The organism is Salinicola avicenniae, from assembly GCF_023736115.1.
Lineage (GTDB): Bacteria > Pseudomonadota > Gammaproteobacteria > Pseudomonadales > Halomonadaceae > Salinicola > Salinicola avicenniae.
Map to the genome: position 1 here is coordinate 217332 of NZ_JAKQZC010000005.1, position 18321 is coordinate 235652.

Annotated in this window: 15 protein-coding genes; 4 read left to right on the plus strand and 11 right to left on the minus strand. The window is 61.9% G+C overall.

Going from position 1 to position 18321, the window contains the following annotated elements; all coding sequences use genetic code 11:
* Window positions 1–1413 carry a cytochrome ubiquinol oxidase subunit I gene (locus MC381_RS13110; RefSeq protein WP_251978202.1) on the minus strand — a complete coding sequence of 471 codons (1413 nt, stop codon included), beginning with the start codon at window positions 1411–1413 and terminating at the stop codon, window positions 1–3.
* Window positions 1414–2103: 690 nt separating this feature from the next.
* On the opposite strand from MC381_RS13110, the gene MC381_RS13115 reads away from it, so the two are divergent.
* A complete protein-coding gene (locus MC381_RS13115) occupies window positions 2104–3363 on the plus strand; it encodes a multidrug effflux MFS transporter (protein ID WP_251978203.1) in 1260 nt (419 codons plus the stop codon).
* A 22-nt stretch (window positions 3364–3385) separates the two neighbouring features.
* Here the strand turns inward: MC381_RS13115 and MC381_RS13120 are convergent, their stop codons facing one another.
* Window positions 3386–4357, minus strand: a complete 972-nt coding sequence (locus MC381_RS13120; protein WP_251978204.1) for a calcium/sodium antiporter — start codon at window positions 4355–4357, stop codon at window positions 3386–3388.
* A gap of 283 nt (window positions 4358–4640) precedes the next feature.
* Here MC381_RS13120 and MC381_RS13125 point away from each other — a divergent pair, with 283 nt between their 5' ends.
* From MC381_RS13125 to MC381_RS13135, 3 genes are read left to right on the plus strand one after another with little or no spacing between them, the layout of a single operon-like run.
* The gene (locus tag MC381_RS13125; protein WP_251978205.1) at window positions 4641–5984 is read left to right on the plus strand and encodes a paraquat-inducible protein A; all 1344 of its coding nucleotides are present in this window, start codon (window positions 4641–4643) and stop codon (window positions 5982–5984) included.
* Window positions 5977–7629, plus strand: a complete 1653-nt coding sequence (pqiB, locus tag MC381_RS13130) for an intermembrane transport protein PqiB (protein ID WP_251978206.1) — start codon at window positions 5977–5979, stop codon at window positions 7627–7629. Before MC381_RS13125 ends, pqiB begins: the two co-directional genes overlap by 8 nt.
* Window positions 7626–8276, plus strand: a complete 651-nt coding sequence (locus MC381_RS13135) for a PqiC family protein (protein ID WP_251978207.1) — start codon at window positions 7626–7628, stop codon at window positions 8274–8276. The genes pqiB and MC381_RS13135 overlap by 4 nt, the downstream gene beginning before the upstream one ends.
* Window positions 8277–8317: 41 nt before the next feature.
* On the opposite strand, the gene MC381_RS13140 is transcribed toward MC381_RS13135, so the two are convergent.
* The 9 genes from MC381_RS13140 to MC381_RS18290 all read right to left on the minus strand — a co-directional run bounded on the left by MC381_RS13140 (window position 8318) and on the right by MC381_RS18290 (window position 18301).
* Entirely contained in the window at window positions 8318–9016 is a 699-nt protein-coding gene (locus MC381_RS13140) for an RNA polymerase sigma factor FliA (RefSeq protein ID WP_251978208.1), read from the minus strand.
* Window positions 9017–9168: 152 nt separating this feature from the next.
* Window positions 9169–9594 (minus strand): flagellar protein FlhE, encoded by a 426-nt coding sequence (locus tag MC381_RS18285; RefSeq protein WP_264297438.1) that lies wholly within the window; start codon window positions 9592–9594, stop codon window positions 9169–9171.
* Complete coding sequence (flhA, locus tag MC381_RS13150; protein WP_251978210.1) at window positions 9594–11678, minus strand: flagellar biosynthesis protein FlhA; 2085 nt, start codon at window positions 11676–11678, stop codon at window positions 9594–9596. Before flhA ends, MC381_RS18285 begins: the two co-directional genes overlap by 1 nt.
* Complete coding sequence (gene flhB / locus MC381_RS13155; RefSeq protein ID WP_251978211.1) at window positions 11675–12847, minus strand: flagellar biosynthesis protein FlhB; 1173 nt, start codon at window positions 12845–12847, stop codon at window positions 11675–11677. Before flhB ends, flhA begins: the two co-directional genes overlap by 4 nt.
* Window positions 12848–13006: 159 nt before the next feature.
* Entirely contained in the window at window positions 13007–13687 is a 681-nt protein-coding gene (gene cheZ / locus MC381_RS13160; protein ID WP_251978212.1) for a protein phosphatase CheZ, read from the minus strand.
* Between the two features lie 19 nt (window positions 13688–13706).
* Window positions 13707–14096 carry a chemotaxis response regulator CheY gene (gene cheY / locus MC381_RS13165; RefSeq protein WP_251978213.1) on the minus strand — a complete coding sequence of 130 codons (390 nt, stop codon included), beginning with the start codon at window positions 14094–14096 and terminating at the stop codon, window positions 13707–13709.
* 63 nt (window positions 14097–14159) lie between these two features.
* On the minus strand, window positions 14160–15224 hold the full coding sequence (locus MC381_RS13170; protein ID WP_264297439.1) for a protein-glutamate methylesterase/protein-glutamine glutaminase: 1065 nt from the start codon (window positions 15222–15224) through the stop codon (window positions 14160–14162).
* A gap of 9 nt (window positions 15225–15233) precedes the next feature.
* Window positions 15234–16085 (minus strand): CheR family methyltransferase, encoded by an 852-nt coding sequence (locus MC381_RS13175; protein ID WP_251978483.1) that lies wholly within the window; start codon window positions 16083–16085, stop codon window positions 15234–15236.
* Window positions 16086–16138: 53 nt separating this feature from the next.
* Window positions 16139–18301, minus strand: a complete 2163-nt coding sequence (locus tag MC381_RS18290; RefSeq protein WP_286009747.1) for a methyl-accepting chemotaxis protein — start codon at window positions 18299–18301, stop codon at window positions 16139–16141.
* Between the last annotated feature and the right edge of the window lie 20 nt (window positions 18302–18321).

An 18321-nucleotide genomic window follows, 5' to 3' on the forward strand; every position in this document is an offset into this window, starting at 1 on the left:
TTAGCTCCGAGCCGAGTCAATGCCGCCATCGAACGGCACATGGGTGGCGGAAAACGGACGCGCCGGGCGATCGGAATCCTCGATGCCCTGGTTCGCGTGGCTATCATCCAGTCCCTGCCGAATCACCTTGAACAGGTAGTAGACGCCGGCGTAGAAGATCACCGCGTAGACCGCGATGTAACCGATCAATGTGGCTAGCACCATGCCGCCGGTCAGCGACGGCGTAACGGCATCGGCATAGTCCATTACCCCAAAGACAAGCCAAGGGGAACGACCGATCTCGGTGACGTACCAGCCGGCAAGCACCGCCAGGAACGGCGCCAGGCTCATGCCCTGCAACCCCCGCAGGAACCAGCGCGACGTGGCATACCGCTCGCCGCGGCGCAGCGCCAGCCCGGCCACGGCAAAGAAGATCATCAGCAGCCCCATCGCGACCATGACGCGGAAGCTGTAGAACACCATCCAGACCGGCGGCTGCTCGTCCTCCGGCACCTGATCCAGCCCCGGCACCACACCGTCGGCATCATGGCGCAGGATCAGACTGGCGCCATTGGGAATGCCAATTTCCATGCGATTGGCCTGCAAATCACGGTCGGGCAGTGCGAACAGCAGTAGCGGCACATTCGACTGGGTTTCCCAGTTACCTTCCATCGCAGCCACTTTAGCCGGCTGGTGCTCGAGCGTATTGAGACCATGTTCGTCACCGATCCACGCTTGCAGAGGGGTGAGAATCAGCAGCAACCAGAGGGTCATCGACAGCGCGCGCTTGTGTACCTCGACGTCGCGGTTGCGCAGCAGGAACCAGGCACTGACACCGCAGACCACGAAGCCACCCGTCAGAAAGGCCGCCATCGCCATATGCATGAAGCGATAGGGGAAGGACGGCGTGAACATGGCTTCCATCCAGGACGTCACGTGCATGACGCCCTCGCGAACTTCGAACCCCTGCGGCGTCTGCATCCAGCTGTTGCTGACCAGAATCCAGAAAGCGGAGACGAAGGTACCGACGGCCACCATGAGCGCCGCGAAGAAGTGCACCGACGGCGAGACCTTGTTGCGACCGAACAGCAGGACACCCAGGAAGCCGGCTTCAAGGAAGAAAGCCGTTACCACCTCGTAACTCAGCAGCGGACCAATGAGGTTGGCGGCAAACTGGACGAAATTGCTCCAGTTGGTCCCGAATTGAAACGCCATGACGATCCCGGACACGACGCCGATGCCGAAAACCACGGCAAATATCTTGGTCCAGAAGTAGCCCAGGCGATCCCAGACTGAATTGCCGGTGGCGACATAGAGGCCCTGGAGCACGGCGACATAGGATGCCAGGCCGATCGTGAAAACAGGGAATATCGCGTGGAAGGACACCACGAATGCAAACTGCAATCGTGATAGCAGGATTGGATCTAACGCCATGGCTGACTCCTCGCAAGCGCGCCGGGATCCGTTCGTCGGCCTGAAGCCGACCGGAAACCCCGACAGCGGTGGACATCGGATAACCGATCGAGAGGCCGGCATCGGCGCCTCGTCGGTCGGCCGAATCGTGTTATCCGGGTGTTAACCAATCGTGTCGATCAGTCAACAACGCCTATCTTATGGAGCGTTTCCGTCATTGCCGAAGTGCCGCGGTGTCGCACATCCTGTCGCACGTTTAAGTTCCCTTAAGTCCCCTGATACCACGACGCTCTCCGAACACTAGGCAATACTCGCGAAAGTCGCCAACTACGCGGGTTGCAGCGCTACCCGGCGCTTTATCCCGCCCCCCCTGTATCAGGCGACGCAAATTCATCTATGCGACAATCTGCCCGGTTCGCTTTTTGCCGTCGGAGAATGGCGCTGGCTAATAAGCCGACTGACGCAGCCTATCCCAAGGTCGCCTTTTCTGGTTCTCCCTCTCGAGTCCTTCTCCTCCAATCCTTCCCTTCTAGTCCTTACCCTCTAGTGGTCGCCTGCTGGGCTTTCGCGTAAGGTGATTGGATACCGTCATCATTGCTAGCGTGCTACCGGCATCACTGGCGGCCGCGCCATGCCGTCGTTTATCGACCGCTCGTCGTTTATCGCGGTCGCCCCCATGCTCATCGCCTCTGATACCGCCCGGAGATTGACTTGCCCCACCCCACCGGTTCGTCGCCGCGACAAGCCACCGACACCTCAGCCACGCCGCGCCAGCTACCGCCATTGTGGATGCTGGTACTGGTTACGCTGGCCGGCACGCTGGCCATGCATATCTTCGTCCCCGCGTTACCGGCCGCCGCCCGCGATCTTGTCACCGACAACGCCCGTATTCAGCTCACCATCAGCCTTTACATCTTGGGACTGGCGATCGGCCAACTCTTCTACGGGCCGCTGTCTGATGCCGTCGGGCGCCGACCAGCGCTGTTGCTGGGCCTGGGTATCTACACGGTGGCGGGCTTTGTCGCTTGGCGAGCGGCCAGCGTCGAAACGCTGCTTGTCGCCCGATTCTTTCAGGCGTTCGGCGGCTGCGCCGGTTTGGCGCTGGGCCGTGCCATGGTCAGGGACACCGCGCAGCCCGATCAGGCGGTGCAGCGTCTGGCGATACTCAATCTGATCGTCGCCATCGGGCCGGCGCTGGCGCCGCTGGTGGGAAGTCTGCTCAGCATGACGCTGGGCTGGCGGTCGATCATGCTGGTGCTTTGCACGCTGGGGGCGGCCAATTTGCTGTTCGTCTGGGGTCGACTACCGGAGACCGGCAACGCCACAGGGCGTGTCGACCTGACGATGCTACGCCGCGAGTATGCCACGCTGGTGCGCTCGCCGGCCTTTATCGGCTATGCCATCGGCGGCGGCTGCATGACTACCTCGATGTACGCCTTCATTGCCTCGGCGCCATTTATCTTCGTCGAGCAGTTGCATCAGCCATCGAGCCATGTGGCTTTCTATATTTCCCTGCTGATCGTTAGCATCTCGATCGGCAACTTCATCACACACCGGGCCATTCATCGTGTCGGCTTGGTGCGTCTGATGTTCATAGCCAGTCAACTCAGCCTGGTTGCCGCGCTCGGCCTATTAACGTTCGTCCTCGCGGGCTGGGCATCGGTCCCGACGCTGGAGGGCGCCATGTTGCTGTTTACGCTGGGCCTGGGCATGACGGGCCCCTCGGCACTCACACTGGCGGTCGGCGTCAATCCGAAGGTCGTCGGATCCGCCGCGGGTCTCTACGGATTTACCCAGATGGGGATCGGAGCGCTGTGTACCGCCCTCGCCGGCCTGGGCGGCAATCCGGCACTGACATCGGCGATCGTTCTGGGCGTGGCGGCAGTGATTGGCCAGAGCGCGCTGCAGATCGCCGTGCGTTGCGACCCGCAACATCGAAGCCGATCCGGACAGGCGTCCGAAGCGGCGTGAAGATCGTTGCGCTCGGTGCCTCTCAGCTGCCGATCACCCCGACGACTAGCCAAGCGGTGTAGGCGATAAAGCACGAGAGCAAGATGCCACCCTCGAGACGGTTGATACGCCCCTGCCCCCTCCACCCCATGCCGAATACCAGCAGGACGAGCGTCAGCCCTGCCATGACGGGCCAGTCGCGCACGAGCACTGCCGGATCGACATCGATCGGTTCGATGACCCCGGCCAGACCCACCACCCCCAGGGTATTGAACAGATTGGAGCCGACGACATTGCCGAGAACCAGATCATGTTCGTTCTTGCGCACCGCGCTGATCGAAGAGGCGAGCTCCGGCAACGAGGTACCGATGGCCACGACCGTCAGACCGATCACTAGATCGCTGATACCGAATGCGCTAGCGATCTCGATCGCCCCCCACACAAGCAGCCGCGAGCTGACAATCAGCAATACCAGCCCGACCAGCGTCCAGGTCACGCCGCTTTTCAATGACATGGAGTCGCCGCTAATATCGGCGTCGACATCGGCCTGCAAGGCATCCGGATCCGACTGGCGAGAGCGCCAGATGCTATAGCCCAGGAAGACGGCCAGCAGCATCAGCAAGCCCACTGCATCCCATCGCGAGATACGGCCGTCATGAAGGCACCACAAGGACGCCAGCGTAACCAGCATCAGCATGGGCAGCTCGCGCCGTACGACCTGGGAATGCACCAGCAGCGGGCTTACCAGGGCCACCAAGCCAACGATCAAGGCGATATTGGTAATGTTCGAGCCATAGGCATTGCCTAGCGCCAGGCCGGGATTGCCCTGCAAGGCCGCCAGGGCCGACACCATCATTTCGGGTGCCGAGGTGCCGAAACCGATCACCAGCATGCCGATCAACAACGGCGAGAGACCGAGATGGCGCGCGGTGGCAGCGGCGCCATCGACGAAACGGTCCGCGCTCCAGGCCAGCAGTGCCAACCCTGCCAAGATCGCGATCAGGGCGATTACCATATCAAGCCTCCTTGCCGGCCGGGTTCCAGAGCACCGCTCCCTATTCTACTAGGCATCGTTATTGCCGTAAGTGATTGTACTTCTTCGGCACAGGCCGTATCACCTGCGGATATCACCTACTATAGTGTCCAATCGACCGATGACATGGATGGTCAATCGACCAACCTCCGAGCCCGCGGAATTGTCTATGGTCCGATAACCGGGCAAAGTTTTCCTAGCGGTTAGTGAACAGGGCTTCTTCTTGGTATCGACAAGCAAGGATAGATCAGCAGCGCATGACGCCGTGACGTCAAAGACTGTCGCCAGCGAATCGCGCCAGACGCGCCGGCGGCTGCGTGCCTGCCAGGAGTGTGACCTGCTGGTGGCGCTGCCTCCGCTGGCGCCGCATCAGCGTGCCGGCTGCCCTCGCTGCGGTCATACGCTGAGTCATCGCCACTATCGCCCCGCCGAGCGTAGCCTGGCATTCGCCATCAGCGCCTTGATCGCGCTAGCTGCCGCCCTGAGCTTTCCGTTCATCAGCTTCGAGGCCAGAGGGGTCACTAACGCGATCGGCGTCATCGACACCGCTGCCGGGCTGATCGACTTCCACGCCCCGATCGTCGGCATCCTGGTGCTGGTCACGATTATCGTACTGCCCGCCTGCTACCTGCTGGCAGTAATCTGGCTGCATACCGGCCTGTTGCGCCGACACCCTCTGCCGCGCAGTCGACCCATCGCCAGAGCGCTGGCCCATCTTGGGCCCTGGATGATGGCGGATGTCTTCGTCATCGGCGCGCTGGTGAGCCTGATCAAGATCGCCGGCATGGCATCGGTGGATCTGGGACTTTCCTTCTGGTCCTTCTGCATCTACGCCCTGCTGCTGCTGCTGACAACCCGCTCGATCGATAGCGACTGGATGTGGTTCTCGATTGCCGGGGAACCTCTGGCCCCGGAAGGCTGCCGAGTGGGCCGCACCGCCGCCACCCAATCGCTGACCGGCTGCCCGACCTGCGGGCTGGTCAATCGCCTGGGCCACTTTGGCCGCGGCCGCTGTCAGCGCTGTAGCGAACCCCTGCGTTTTCGCAGCCCGCATAGCGTGCAGAAGACCTGGGCGCTCCTCGCCGCCGCGCTCATCTTCTATATTCCGGCGAACCTCTACCCGATCATGACTACCACGTCGCTGGGCAACACGACGCCGTCGACGATCATCGGCGGCGTCCTGCTCTTCGTCGGCCACGGTGACTGGCCAATTGCCCTGGTCATCTTCACCGCAAGCGTGGTGGTTCCCATCGGCAAGATGCTGGCCATGGCCTGGCTCTGCCTGACCATCAAGCGCGGGGGCAATGCGGCTTTCAAGCACAAGCGTCAGAAGCTCTACCGCATCACGGAGTTCATCGGACGCTGGTCGATGATTGATGTCTTCGTGGTGTCGATCCTGGTAGCACTGGTGCATGCCGGCTCGTTGCTTTCGATTACCCCGGGCCCGGCGGCGCTGGCCTTCGCGGCCGTGGTCATCATCACCATGCTGGCGGCCAACAGCTTCGATTCCCGTCTCATCTGGGACAGCCGGGACATGCAGCCGCCAATGCCGGCCTCGCTCAAGCGACAATCTCCCTACTCGCCCGTCAAGGAAGTCGACGATGCCTGATTCGATGCAACGCGCCACCCGGCTGTCGCAGTCGCGGCTATCCCCCATCTGGATCGTGCCGCTCCTGGCGGCGCTGATCGGCGCCTGGATGGTCTGGGACAATATCTCCAGCCGTGGGCCTCTGATTACCCTCAACATGGAAAGTGCCGAGGGCATCGAGGCCGGCAATACGCTGATCAAGACGCGCAATGTCGAGGTCGGGCACGTCGAAGCGGTACGCCTCTCCGACGACCTCTCGCACACGGTGGTCACAGCCCGCATGTCTCGTGATGCCGAGCGCATGCTGAATAGCGCCTCGAGCTTCTGGGTGGTCAAGCCAAGGATCGGTCGGGAAGGTATCAGTGGCCTCAATACCGTGCTGTCCGGCGCCTACATCCAGCTGGCACCAGGCGACAGCGACGAGTACCAGACCGACTTCGATGTCCTGGAACAGCCGCCCGTGGCGCCCCCCGACGCCCCGGGGCTGCGCGTCAATCTCGTCAGCCAGGTCGGCAACTCCCTGAGCGCTGGCGACCCGGTCACCTACCAGGGTTACACGGTCGGTCGCGTCGAGAGCACCGACTTTGACCCGGACGCGCGCGAGATACGTCATCGGCTCTTCATCCAGTCGCCCTACGACAGTCTGGTGACCGACACGACGCGCTTCTGGAGTTCCTCGGGCATCGATGTCCAGCTGGACTCCGAGGGAGTCAACGTCAACCTCGACTCGTTCGAGACGCTGGTCAGCGGTGGAGTCACCTTCGGTGTGCCGGAGGATGTGGCCCAGGGCAGTCCGGCAAAACAGGACGCCACCTACACGCTCTACAACAACGAAGAGAGCGCGCGCGAAGGCACCTACGATCAGTACATCGAGTACGTGCTGCTGGTCGACGACACGGTTCGCGGCCTCAGTCGGGGCGCGCCGGTCGAGTATCGTGGCGTGCGAATCGGCACCGTCGAGAGCGTGCCTTGGCATTTCACCGCCCCGCAGCCAGATTCACTCACCAACTTTGCCATTCCGGTGCTGATTCGCATCGAACCCCAGCGGCTGGAGAGCAGTGAAAACGTGGATAGCGACATCGATGATCAGCAGATTCACGATCGCTTCGAGCGCATGTTTAACGACTACGGTCTGCGCGCGACGCTGAAGTCCGGCAACTTGCTGACCGGCGCCCTGTTCGTGGACGTTAATTTCAATGACGATGCGCCGCCCTACGACGCGATGACCTTTGACGGCAAGCCGGTTTTCCCGACCATCTCGGGAGGCTTCGCGCAGATCGAGCAGAAGGTCTCCAACCTGCTCGACAAGCTCAACGATCTGGAGGTCGAACCGATTCTTTCCCGACTCGATCAGACCATGCAAACGTCGCAGCAGACGCTTGAGCAGGTCAGGCAGATCGCGGAATCGGTCAACGCCATCGTCTCCGACCCCGAGACCCAGGCGCTGCCGGGTAGCGTCAACGATACGCTGGAAGAACTCCAGCGCACGCTCAATGGGTTCTCCTCCGGATCGTCCGGCTATCGCCAGCTTAACGACACGCTACAGCAGCTCGAGACACTGATGCGTGATCTTCAACCGGTCGCACGGACACTGCGCGAGAAACCCAACGCCTTGATTTTCGATCGCGAAGTTCAGGCCGATCCCACGCCGAGGGCACCACGATGATCCACCCTACGCTGCCACAGCCCGTTGACTCCCGCTCGCGACCTCGTCGGCCACTGGCCGGCGTGGCCTGCCTGCTGGCGATCGCCGGCAGCCTCGTGCTGACCGGCTGCGCCGGATCGACGTCGACGGCCTCCCGCTACACGCTACCCGAACCCTCGGCAGCGTTAGCGCAAACTGACGCAAACCCGACGGTGCGTCAGCTTCAGGTCATGCCGGTCGACGTGGCCAGCTATCTCGATCAGGAAGGTATCGTGATGCAGCTCAGCGACATCGAGCTGACCACCGCCAACCAGAACCTCTGGGCCGAGGATCTGGGAAACCAGCTCAGCCGACGCCTGCGCCAGACACTGGCCATGTTCCTGCCGGAGACAACGATTCTGGGCCCTGGCGCACCGGCGACAGACGCTCTGCGTCTGGCGGTCGATGTCGACCAGTTTCAGGGGCGTTACGACGGACAGGCGGTGATTTCGGGGGAGTGGCAACTACAGCAAGGCAACCGTCTCGTCGAACAGCGACATTTCGCCGTGCTGGAGCCGCTGGAGGATGATGGCTACCCGGCACTGGTGCGCGCGCTGGGTCAGGCGTGGGAACGGTTGGGGGCCACGATTGGCGAAGCGGTTGTCTCGACGCCAGCCAGCGCCGACTGATAAGCAATCGGCGATACCACGAAGCGGGCGCAGCGCCCGCTTCAGTGGCTCAGTTTGGCGCGCAGCCGAGAAACCGCCTGACTGTGGAGCTGACAGACGCGGGATTCGCTGACGCCGAGAACAGCACCAATCTCCTTGAGATTGAGCTCTTCCTGATAGTACAGGCCTAGCAGCAGCTTCTCGCGCTCCGGTAGCGCATCGATGGCGGCCATCAACTGAGTACGGTTGTCATCGCTGATCAAGGCGTCGAAGGGTGACGGCGGTCCCCCGTCAGCGACGGCGGTCACGCCATTCTCGCTATCACTTTCATCGTAGGCGAGCAGGAAGCCATTGTTGGCATCGGCCAGCAACTGGTGATACTCCTCGGCGGAGACGCCCATTTCGGCAGCGATCTCTCGCTCTTCCGGCGCGCGGCCCAGCCGCTGTTCCAGCCGGCCGACGGCCTGATCGAGCGCGCGGGCATTGCGGCGAACGCTTCGTGGCATCCAGTCACGACTTCGCAGCTCATCGATCATGGCACCGCGCACCCGCTGATTGGCATAGGTCGAGAAACTGGCGCCGTGGGAGTTGTCATAACGCCCCATGGCATCCAGCAGACCGACCATACCTGCCTGGATCAGGTCGTCCAGTTCCACGCTGGCAGGCAAGCGTACCTGCAGCGAGAGCGCGTGGCGCCTCACCATCGGCATGTACTGTTCCATCATTGCCTGCTGATCGATTTTGCCCTGTGCGGTATACATCGAATGGCCTCGTGGTTAACGCCGTCCTGGCCGTCAAGAGCGGTGGCCAGCTAGCCCATTATGGCGGGCAGCGTGGTATCCAAGTTTGTGAACTCCCCGTCTTCCGACGGCTATTTCCGGTTTTTGCCGCCAGCGCAGGTTCGATACGGCACCTAACGGCGATAGTCGACGATCAGCTGTCCATTAGTCACCGTCGATACCCCGGCGTGATTGGCAACGGGCAGACGCTGGAATCGAAACGCCAGTGTCCTGTCCGCGGCGCGACCCGCAAATTGCTGTGTTGTACCCTGCTCGCCGCGAAGCGCGATGCAGAAGTTGCCCTGACATAACCAGGCACGCATCGCCCCGGCCGGGGCGTCGCTGGAGAAACGCCATCTCACTCGTGTCACTTTCGCGCCGGCACTTTCCGGGGGAGGCGCCAATTGATGACTCTCGAGCGGGCGATCCGAGACCGGCACGACCAGACGCGAGAACGTTCCGACCCAACTTCCCGCTGTCGCCCAACCAGGCTGCCACGGCACCAGCCCCAGCAGAAGACATCCGACCAACACGCCATTGGCCCGCCAATGCCTGGCCATTAATTCGACGCGCCGATGGTCGTGGTGACGCGCAGGTGGCGATCATCATGGATCTCTGCCTGGGAAAGCACGACCAGCGACTTGATCTGGCGGCGCAGAAAGCGCGCGAGCAGCGCCCGCAGACCATGCGGGACTACCAGCACGGTGGGCTCATCCCGGCGCTGCTGGCGCTCGACTGCCGCGGCGGTCTGCTGCATCAACGTGTCGGCCAAGCCGGGCTCCAGCGCACCGCCGTTGCCAAGCGCCTGCGACAAGACCTGCTCCAGCTTGGGGTCCAGGCTCATCACGTGCATTGGATCCTTGCCGGGGAACCACTGCTGGGTAATCGCGCGACCCAGCGCCACGCGCACCAAGGCTGTCAGCTCGTTGGGATCGGTCTGCTGCGGCGCGAATTCCGCCAGCACATCCATAATCGTGTGCATATCGCGGATCGGCACATCCTCGGCCAGCAGGTTCTGCAGAATTCGCTGGACCGTTGTCAGCGGCAGTAGTTTGGGAACGACATCCTCGACCAGCGACTTCTGCTGTTCCGATACCTTGTCCAGCAACTGCTGCACTTCTGCTCGGCCCAGCATGTCGCCGGCATTTTCATGCAACAGGTGATTGAGATGCGTCGCCACCACCGTACTGGCATCCACCACCGTATAGCCGTAGATCTGCGCCCGCTCCCGCTGCGCTTCTTCGATCCAGTAGGCCGTCAGCCCGAAAGCGGGATCCTGAGTCCGGGTTCCATCGATCGCCCCGGAGACATGCCCCGGATCGATGGCAAGCCATTTGCCGGGATACGCCTCCGCACGACCGACTTCGACACCCCGCAGCGTAATGACATAGGTATTGGGACTGAGTTCGAGGTTGTCGCGGATATGCACGACCGACGGCAGAAAGCCGACATCCTGAGCGAATTTCTTGCGCACGCTCTTGATTCGTCCCAGCAGTTCGCCCTTCTGTCGCTGGTCTACCAGGGGGATCAGACGATGGCCGACTTCCAAACCCAAGGTATCGACCAGCTGGACGTCGTCCCAGCTGGCCTCGGGCGTTTCTTGTACCGTCGGTGGCGCGCGCTCCTCAACCTCACGCGAAACCTGCGCCTGATCGCGACGCGTCAGCCACCAGCCGACCGACGCCAGCGACGTCGCAAACAGCAGAAAGACGAGATTGGGCATCCCCGGAATGACACCGAGCAACGCCATGACGCCAGCCGCCAGATACATGACGCGAGGATTGCTGAAGAGCTGGCTGAGAAGCTGCTGGCCGACATCCTGATCGGTATTGACGCGGGACACCGTTACACCCGCGGCGGTCGAGATCACCAGGCCCGGAATCTGCGCAACCAGACCGTCACCCACGGTCAGCAGCGTATAGGTGCGCGCGGCCTCACTGAACGGCAGCCCGTGCTGCGCCACACCGATCATCAGTCCGCCGATCAGGTTGATGACCATGATCAACAGGCCGGCAATGGCATCGCCGCGTACGAACTTGCTCGCCCCATCCATGGATCCGTAGAACTCGGACTCCTGATTGAGCTCGCTGCGACGCGTGCGCGCGTCCTCTTCACCGATCAGCCCCGCGTTGAGGTCCGCATCAATGGCCATCTGCTTGCCGGGCATGGAATCCAGCGTAAAACGCGCGCCAACCTCCGCGATACGTCCGGCCCCCTTGGTGATAACCATGAAGTTGATCACCACGAGAATCAGGAAGACGACCAGGCCGACTGCGAAATTGCCGCCGATCAAGAACTCCCCGAACGCCTCGATCACCTTGCCCGCCGCGTCGCCCCCCTGATGCCCTTCCATCAGCACCACGCGCGTGGACGCCACGTTCAACGACAAACGCAGCAGCGTCGAAAACAGCAGCACGGCCGGAAAAGCAGCAAAATCCAGCGGCTTCTCGGTAAACATGCTGACCAGCAGCACCATGATCGACAGCGCGATATTGAAGGTGAAGAAGATGTCCAGCGCGAAGGGCGGCAACGGCAGGATCATCATGGTCAGAATCATGATGATCAGGATGGGGCCGGCCAGCACCTTCCATTGGGTGTCCCCCGGCCACTTGCGCTGGCCGAACCACTGGGTGAGCGCGCTCATTCCCTCTCCTCGCTATCGATCGTTCCAGGCGACTCGGCATCGTCCAGAGACGGTGGGACCGGCAGGTCCCTCGGGGTAGGCGGCCGCTCGCCGCCCTCGGTTTCGATCTGTTTCAGACGGAAGGCCCATGCCAGCACTTCCGCCACGGCGGTATACAGATCCGCCGGAATTTCCTGGTCGAGATCCACATGGTGGTAGAGCGCACGGGCCAGCGGCGGGGCCTCGAGCCGCGGGACGTCATGCTCGTCACCCAGCTCGCGGATCTTGGCGGCGACATGATCTGCCCCTTTCGCCACGACTCGCGGTGCCGCCATCGAATTCTGTTCGTAGCTCAACGCCACCGCATAGTGAGTCGGGTTGGTCACGATCACATCCGCTTCCGGCACCTTCGACATCATGCGCCTTCGCGCCATCGCCTGCTGCTGGGAGCGAATTCTTCCCTTAACATGCGGGTCCCCCTCGCTCTCCTTGTGCTCCTGCCGGATATCCTCCCGACTCATGCGCAATTTCTTGTTGTGACTCCAGATCTGGTAAGGCACATCGATCAGGATCACGACGATCATCGAGACCACGATCAACGCACAACCGACCGCCGCCATCTGCATCGCCTTGGCCAACGCCTGATGAATCGGCATCGTCATGAGGGCGATCAGGTCGTCGCGGCGCGACCAGAGGTAAATGGCCCCGACCCCGCCCACGAGTACCGACTTGGCGATGGCCTTGGCGAGCTCCGCCAGCGCCTGACTGGAGAACATCCGCTTCAACCCCTTCAGCGGATTGAGCTTGGAGAGCTGCGGCTGTAGCGACTTCGCCGACATCAGCCATCCGCCCAGCAAAACCGGGCCCAGGAAAGCGGCCACCGTAAACAACAGAAAGAGGGGCAGTAGCGCAAACAGTGTTCGCTGCCCCAGCGACCAGATACGGCTGAGCATCCGGGCGCTATCGAAGACCAGACCGCGATCGAACAGGAACGCCTGCTCCATGACCAGCCCGAGATCGTCATACAGCTCATTGCCTAAGAACCAAAGGCCCATGACGCCACTGACCAGCAGGAGGAAGGTCGCCAATTCCCGGGATCGCGGAACCTGGCCCTCCTCGCGAGCCTTTTCCAGGCGTCGCGGTGTGGCTGGTTCGGTCTTTTCCTGATCGCTGTCGTCCTGGCCGGCCAAGCGCTCGCTCCGCTAGTTCTGGCGCAAAGGCGCCAATGACGGCAATGCCACCGCGTGGGCGACATTCTGCTTGGCATGACGGGAAGTCAAAGGACGAAATAGCAGGCTGAAGTGCCTGCTATTTCATAGGGAGGGTCAGAAGAGAGGAGTCTAGAGGAATCAGAAACCTAGGCTGTCCAGCAGATCGTCGACCTGGTCCTGGTTGCTGACCACATCGGCCGCATTGGGATTGATCTGAGGTCCGTTCAACAACGATTCCGGCGTCGATGAGGCGGACGGCGCGCTCTCCTTCTCGCGGCGCTCGACCGCCGCCCCTTCGGGGGCGTTGTCGATCAGCACCTGCAGCAACTGCTGCTCGATCTCGTGGATCACGTCCATCATCTTCTTGATGACCTGACCCGTGAGATCCTGGAAATCCTGAGCCATCATGATCTCGAGCAGTTGCGCGTTGGTGGCGCTGGTCCGCTCGGGAACGGACTGCAGATAGCTGCGCGTATCGACGACCAGCGCCTTGGCTTCGTCGAGCTCCTTGGGCTCGGCGAACCAGGACTCCCAGCGCTTGTCCAGCGCGACGGATTCGCTCTCCAGTGCGTTCTGCAGCGGTTGCGCGGTATCGATCGCGTTCAACGAACGCTCCGCGGCCTGTTCGGTCATTGAGGCGACGTAACTCAGTCGATCCCGTGCATCGGGAATCGCCTGCGCCGCCTTTTCCACTTCCTTGTCGAGCCCCAGCTCGCGCATGTTCTCGCGCAGCATGCGCGTCAGATGACCGATACGACGAATCAGGTCATCTGGCGCCGGATTATTCGCCATGCTGGCCTGAGGGTTGGCACCACTCATGATCTACCCTCCGTATGTGTTACTTGCCCAGCTTTTCGAAGATTTTGTTCAATTTTTCTTCCAGCGTCGCGGCGGTGAAGGGCTTGACGACATAGCCGTTGGCGCCGGCCTGGGCAGCCGCAATGATGTTCTCTTTCTTCGCCTCGGCGGTCACCATCAGCACCGGCAGCGACGACAGCGCGGGATCCTGGCGAATTTCCTTGAGCATTTCCAAACCATCCAGGTTGGGCATATTCCAGTCCGATACCACGAACTCGAAGCCACCCGCGCGCAGTTTGGTCAGCGCTTCCTGACCGTCCTCGGCTTCTTCGACATTTTCGAAGCCGAGCTCCTTGAGCAGGCTGCGCACGATCCGACGCATCGTCGGAAAATCGTCCACTACCAGAATGCTCATATTCTTGTCCGACATCGTCTTTCCTCGTCAATTCAGTAGGCGGGCACGCTGATGTTATCGGCAGCGCAAGTCCCCGCTTTAGACTCGCTGCGCCCGTCCGGCCGAATGCATCTGCTGGATCAAATGTGAGGCAATCTCGGAAAGCGGTACGACTTCGACCGCGCCCCCCATGGCGATGGCTTCCTTCGGCATGCCGAAGACAACGCAACTGGCTTCATCCTGTGCCACCGTGTGTGCACCGGCCTGGCGCATCTTGACCAAACCCGCCGCCCCATCGCGGCCCATGCCGGTCAGAATGGCGCCAACGGCATTACGCCCGGCACACTGCGCAGCGGATTCGAACAGCACATCGACCGAGGGCCGGTGACGATTGACGGCCGGCCCGTTATCCAGCGCAATCACGTAGTTGGCACCGGAACGCGACAACCGCATATGCCAGTCGCCAGGTGCGATATAGACGTGGCCCGGCAGGACCCGCTCGCCCGCTTCTGCTTCCTTGACGCTGACCTTGCAAAGGCGGTCCAGGCGTTCGGCAAAGGAACGGGTAAATCCGCCCGGCATATGCTGGGTGATCAATACGGCGGGGCTGTTGGCCGGCAACGGTTCGATGACTTGCCGGATCGCCTCGGTACCGCCGGTCGAGGCGCCGATGATGATAATCTTCTCGCTCGACAGAATCGGCGCCTTTAGCGCCGGCTTTGGCGTCGAAGGCGCCGCCATTTGCCCCTGCCGACTGGGGCGCGCCTGCGCGGCCGCGCGAATCTTGTCCGCGATCATGCCGGCGTATTCCATCATGCCGTCGCGAATACCGACTTCTGGCTTGGCAACGAAGTCGACGGCCCCCAATTCAAGGGCGCGAAGGGTGATCTCCGAGCCGCGCTGCGTCAGAGAGGAGACCATCAGTACCGGCATGGGTCGCAGACGCATCAGACGCTCGAGAAAATCGAGTCCGTCCATGCGTGGCATTTCCACATCCAGGGTCAGCACGTCGGGATTGTGCTGTTTGATCAGGTCTCGCGCTACCAGCGGATCCGGCGCCGTGGCGACAACGGTCATGTCCGGCTGAGAGTTGATGATCTTCGTCATCAGGTCGCGAATCAGCGCGGAGTCATCGACGCAGAGTACTTTGATTGTTGAGCTCACCGTCTCTCCTTATCGCGAGGCGTCAGGCATCGCGCGAGGCGCCGAGGATGCCAGTGCGTAAACCGTCTGCCCTCTCAAACGGAAGGTCTGGTTCATGAACGAAAAATTTTCCGAATGACCGGCGAACAACAGGCCGTCGGCCTTCAGTTGCGACGCGAACTTTTGCAGAATCTGCGTCTGCGTGTCTTTGTTGAAATAGATCATGACATTGCGACAGAAAATGACGTCGAACGGCCCGTTCAGCGCCCAGGAAGGCGCGCATAGGTTGAGCGGCCGAAAGTCGATCATGGTCGCGATTTCAGGCCGCACACGCGCCTTGCCCGACCTCGCGCCGCTGCCGCGTTGGAAAAAGCGCCGGCAGCGCGCTTCACCCATCTTTTCCACCGACTCCAGTGAATAGATGCCTTGTCTCGCCGTCGATAGGGCATCGGTGTCGATATCGGTTGCCAGGATCTTGACCTGGCTGGCGGCGGCTCCCAGTGTCTCGGCGACCGTCATCGCCAGCGAGTAGGGCTCCTCCCCCGTCGAGGCCCCGGCACACCAGATCTTGATAGCCGGGCCGCGGCGGCGAATCTCTTCGGCGAGCATCGGGAAGTGATGGGCTTCCCGGAAGAACGCCGTCAGGTTGGTAGTCAGCGCGTTGGTGAAGGACTCCCACTCCTCCGAATCGGACTTGGCCTCCAGCAAGGCCAGATAGTCCGCGAACCGTGTCATGCCGTGCAGGCGAAGCCGCTTGGCGAGACGGCTGTACACCATCTCGCGCTTGTTATCGGCCATGACGATACCCGCCCGCCGATAGATCAGATCCCGAATCCGCTCGAAGTCGCGCGAGGTGAATTCGAGATCACGAGCGAAGCGCACAGCGTTGTCGGTGCCCGCCTCAGCGGGCGCCGTGAAGACAGCAGCACTGGGTTTCAAAATGATTCCCACTCCTCGTTAGTATCCGTCGCCGGCTGGCGATCGGAGCGCGGCAACGCCGCGGGCTTGTTACCGACGGGTGACTGTCGCTCGGCCGACACGCCCAGAGACGCGCTGTCGCGACTGACACGTTCTTCGCCACTACCGGCGAGTCGGAACACGGCAATAGATGTCGCCAGATGCTCAACGCTGGCGCGCAGGCGGGTCGCGGAGTTCGCCGTGACCTGAACGCGCTGCGCGTTCTGCTGGGTCACTTCATCCATCTGCGCGACGGCCTGACTGATCTGTTCGATACCGCTGGTCTGCTCTCCCGACGCCGCGGATATCTCACTGATAATGTCATTGACACGGGTTACCGCACCGACAACCTCCTCGATGGAGCTCTCCGCGCGTCGTACCAGATCCGCGCCGTGTTCGACTTCCTGGGTCGATCCATCGATCAGGTTGCGGATCTCCTTGGCGGCGTCGGCGCTGCGACTTGCGAGATTGCGGACTTCACCGGCAACCACCGCAAAACCGCGCCCCTGCTCGCCAGCGCGCGCCGCCTCGACGGAGGCGTTCAGCGCCAGAATATTGGTCTGGAACGCAATCGAATCGATAACGCCGACGATATCGGCAACCTTGCGTGAGCTGTCGGTGATACGCCCCATCGTATCGACCACCTGCCCCATCACCTCGCCGCTCTGGCGCACGGTGTCGGCCGCGCCGCCAGCGAGCTGACTGGCCTGGCGGGCATTGTCGGCGTTCTGTTTCACGGTTGCGGTCATCTGCTCCATGCTGGAGGCGGTTTCCGCCAAGGAGGCTGCCTGCTGCTCCGTACGCGAGGAAAGGTCCTCATTGCCGCTGGCGATATCCTGGGTCGCCGGTTTGACCACGGCCACATTGCTATTCACGTCACCCACGATCGTGCCGAGACTGCGCTGCATGCCATTGAGCGCTCCCACCAACTGACCCACTTCGTCATTACCCCGCTGGCGCAACGTCGAAGCCAGGTTGCCGGAGGCGATCTGCAGCGCGAAGTCGCGAGCTTCGCGGACCGGCTTCAGCGTCGCGCGAATGGTGGTTATCCCGAGCAGCAGCAGGAGCAGCGCGCCAATCCCCAGCAGGCTGGCCAGCACGATGGCCGTCGCATGCTGTGAGTTGAGCGCGCTGGTCGCCATCTCGGCACCTTCGCGTCGGGTCTCCTCGACCAGCGCATTGAGGTGTTGGCTGACGGTATCGCTATCCGCCTGCAGTACATCGTTGTAGGCAACATACGACTGGTAGAAATCGCCGCTGTTGAGCGACGTCATGACAGCTTGCAAGCCCTCTTCGCGATAGCGGGTCAGATCCGCCGCCAGGGCTTCCGCCGCGGGAGTCTGATTATCCGGACGAGTGTCGTAGTAGTTATTCCAGGTCGTCTCCAGTTCGGCCAACAGTGCATCGACCTGCTGGTTCACCGGCGCCAGATCCGTGGCCATGGGATTACTGACGGGCTTGTCGACAATATCTCGCCCTCGCGCCATCAGTTGGTCGATTTTCTGCAATCGCGCCAGATCCTCGAGCCCTTCGGTAGTCAGTTTCTGCAGGCGGTCGGCATCGGTCTGCATGGCAAACAGCGACACGCCACCGCTAACACCGAGCACGACGAATGCCAGGGCCATCATGGCGATCAACCGCCCCTTGAGCGAGCGCACACTCAAGCGTCGCGCAACCGCCAACGGTCCCCGTGGCCGCAGCTCGCCACGGTCCAGCTTGACCCCCTGACGGCGTCCCGCGGCCAGTCGCGGATAGTACTGTTCGGCGAGCTTTCGGCGCTTGGCATCCAGCTTGACGCGTACGGAGGTATAGCCGACGGCGCGTCCCGCTTCGAGGATCGGCGTCACCGTGGAATGCACCCAATAGTAAGAACCATCCTTGCGTCGGTTCTTGATGGCACCGGCCCAGGTCTCCCCTTTTTCGAGCGTCTGCCAAAGATCGGCGAAGGCCGCCGATGGCATGTCCGGATGGCGCACCAGGTTATGGGGAGCGCCCAGCAATTCTTCCCAACTGAAACCGCTCGCCTTGATGAAGGCGGGGTTGGCATAGGTGATTCGTCCCTTCAGGTCGGTTCGCGAAATGAGATAGTCATCATCCGTCAGCGACAATTCCTGATCGACCACCGGTTGGTTGTTTCGCATTGCGGCTTCCTGGTGTTGTT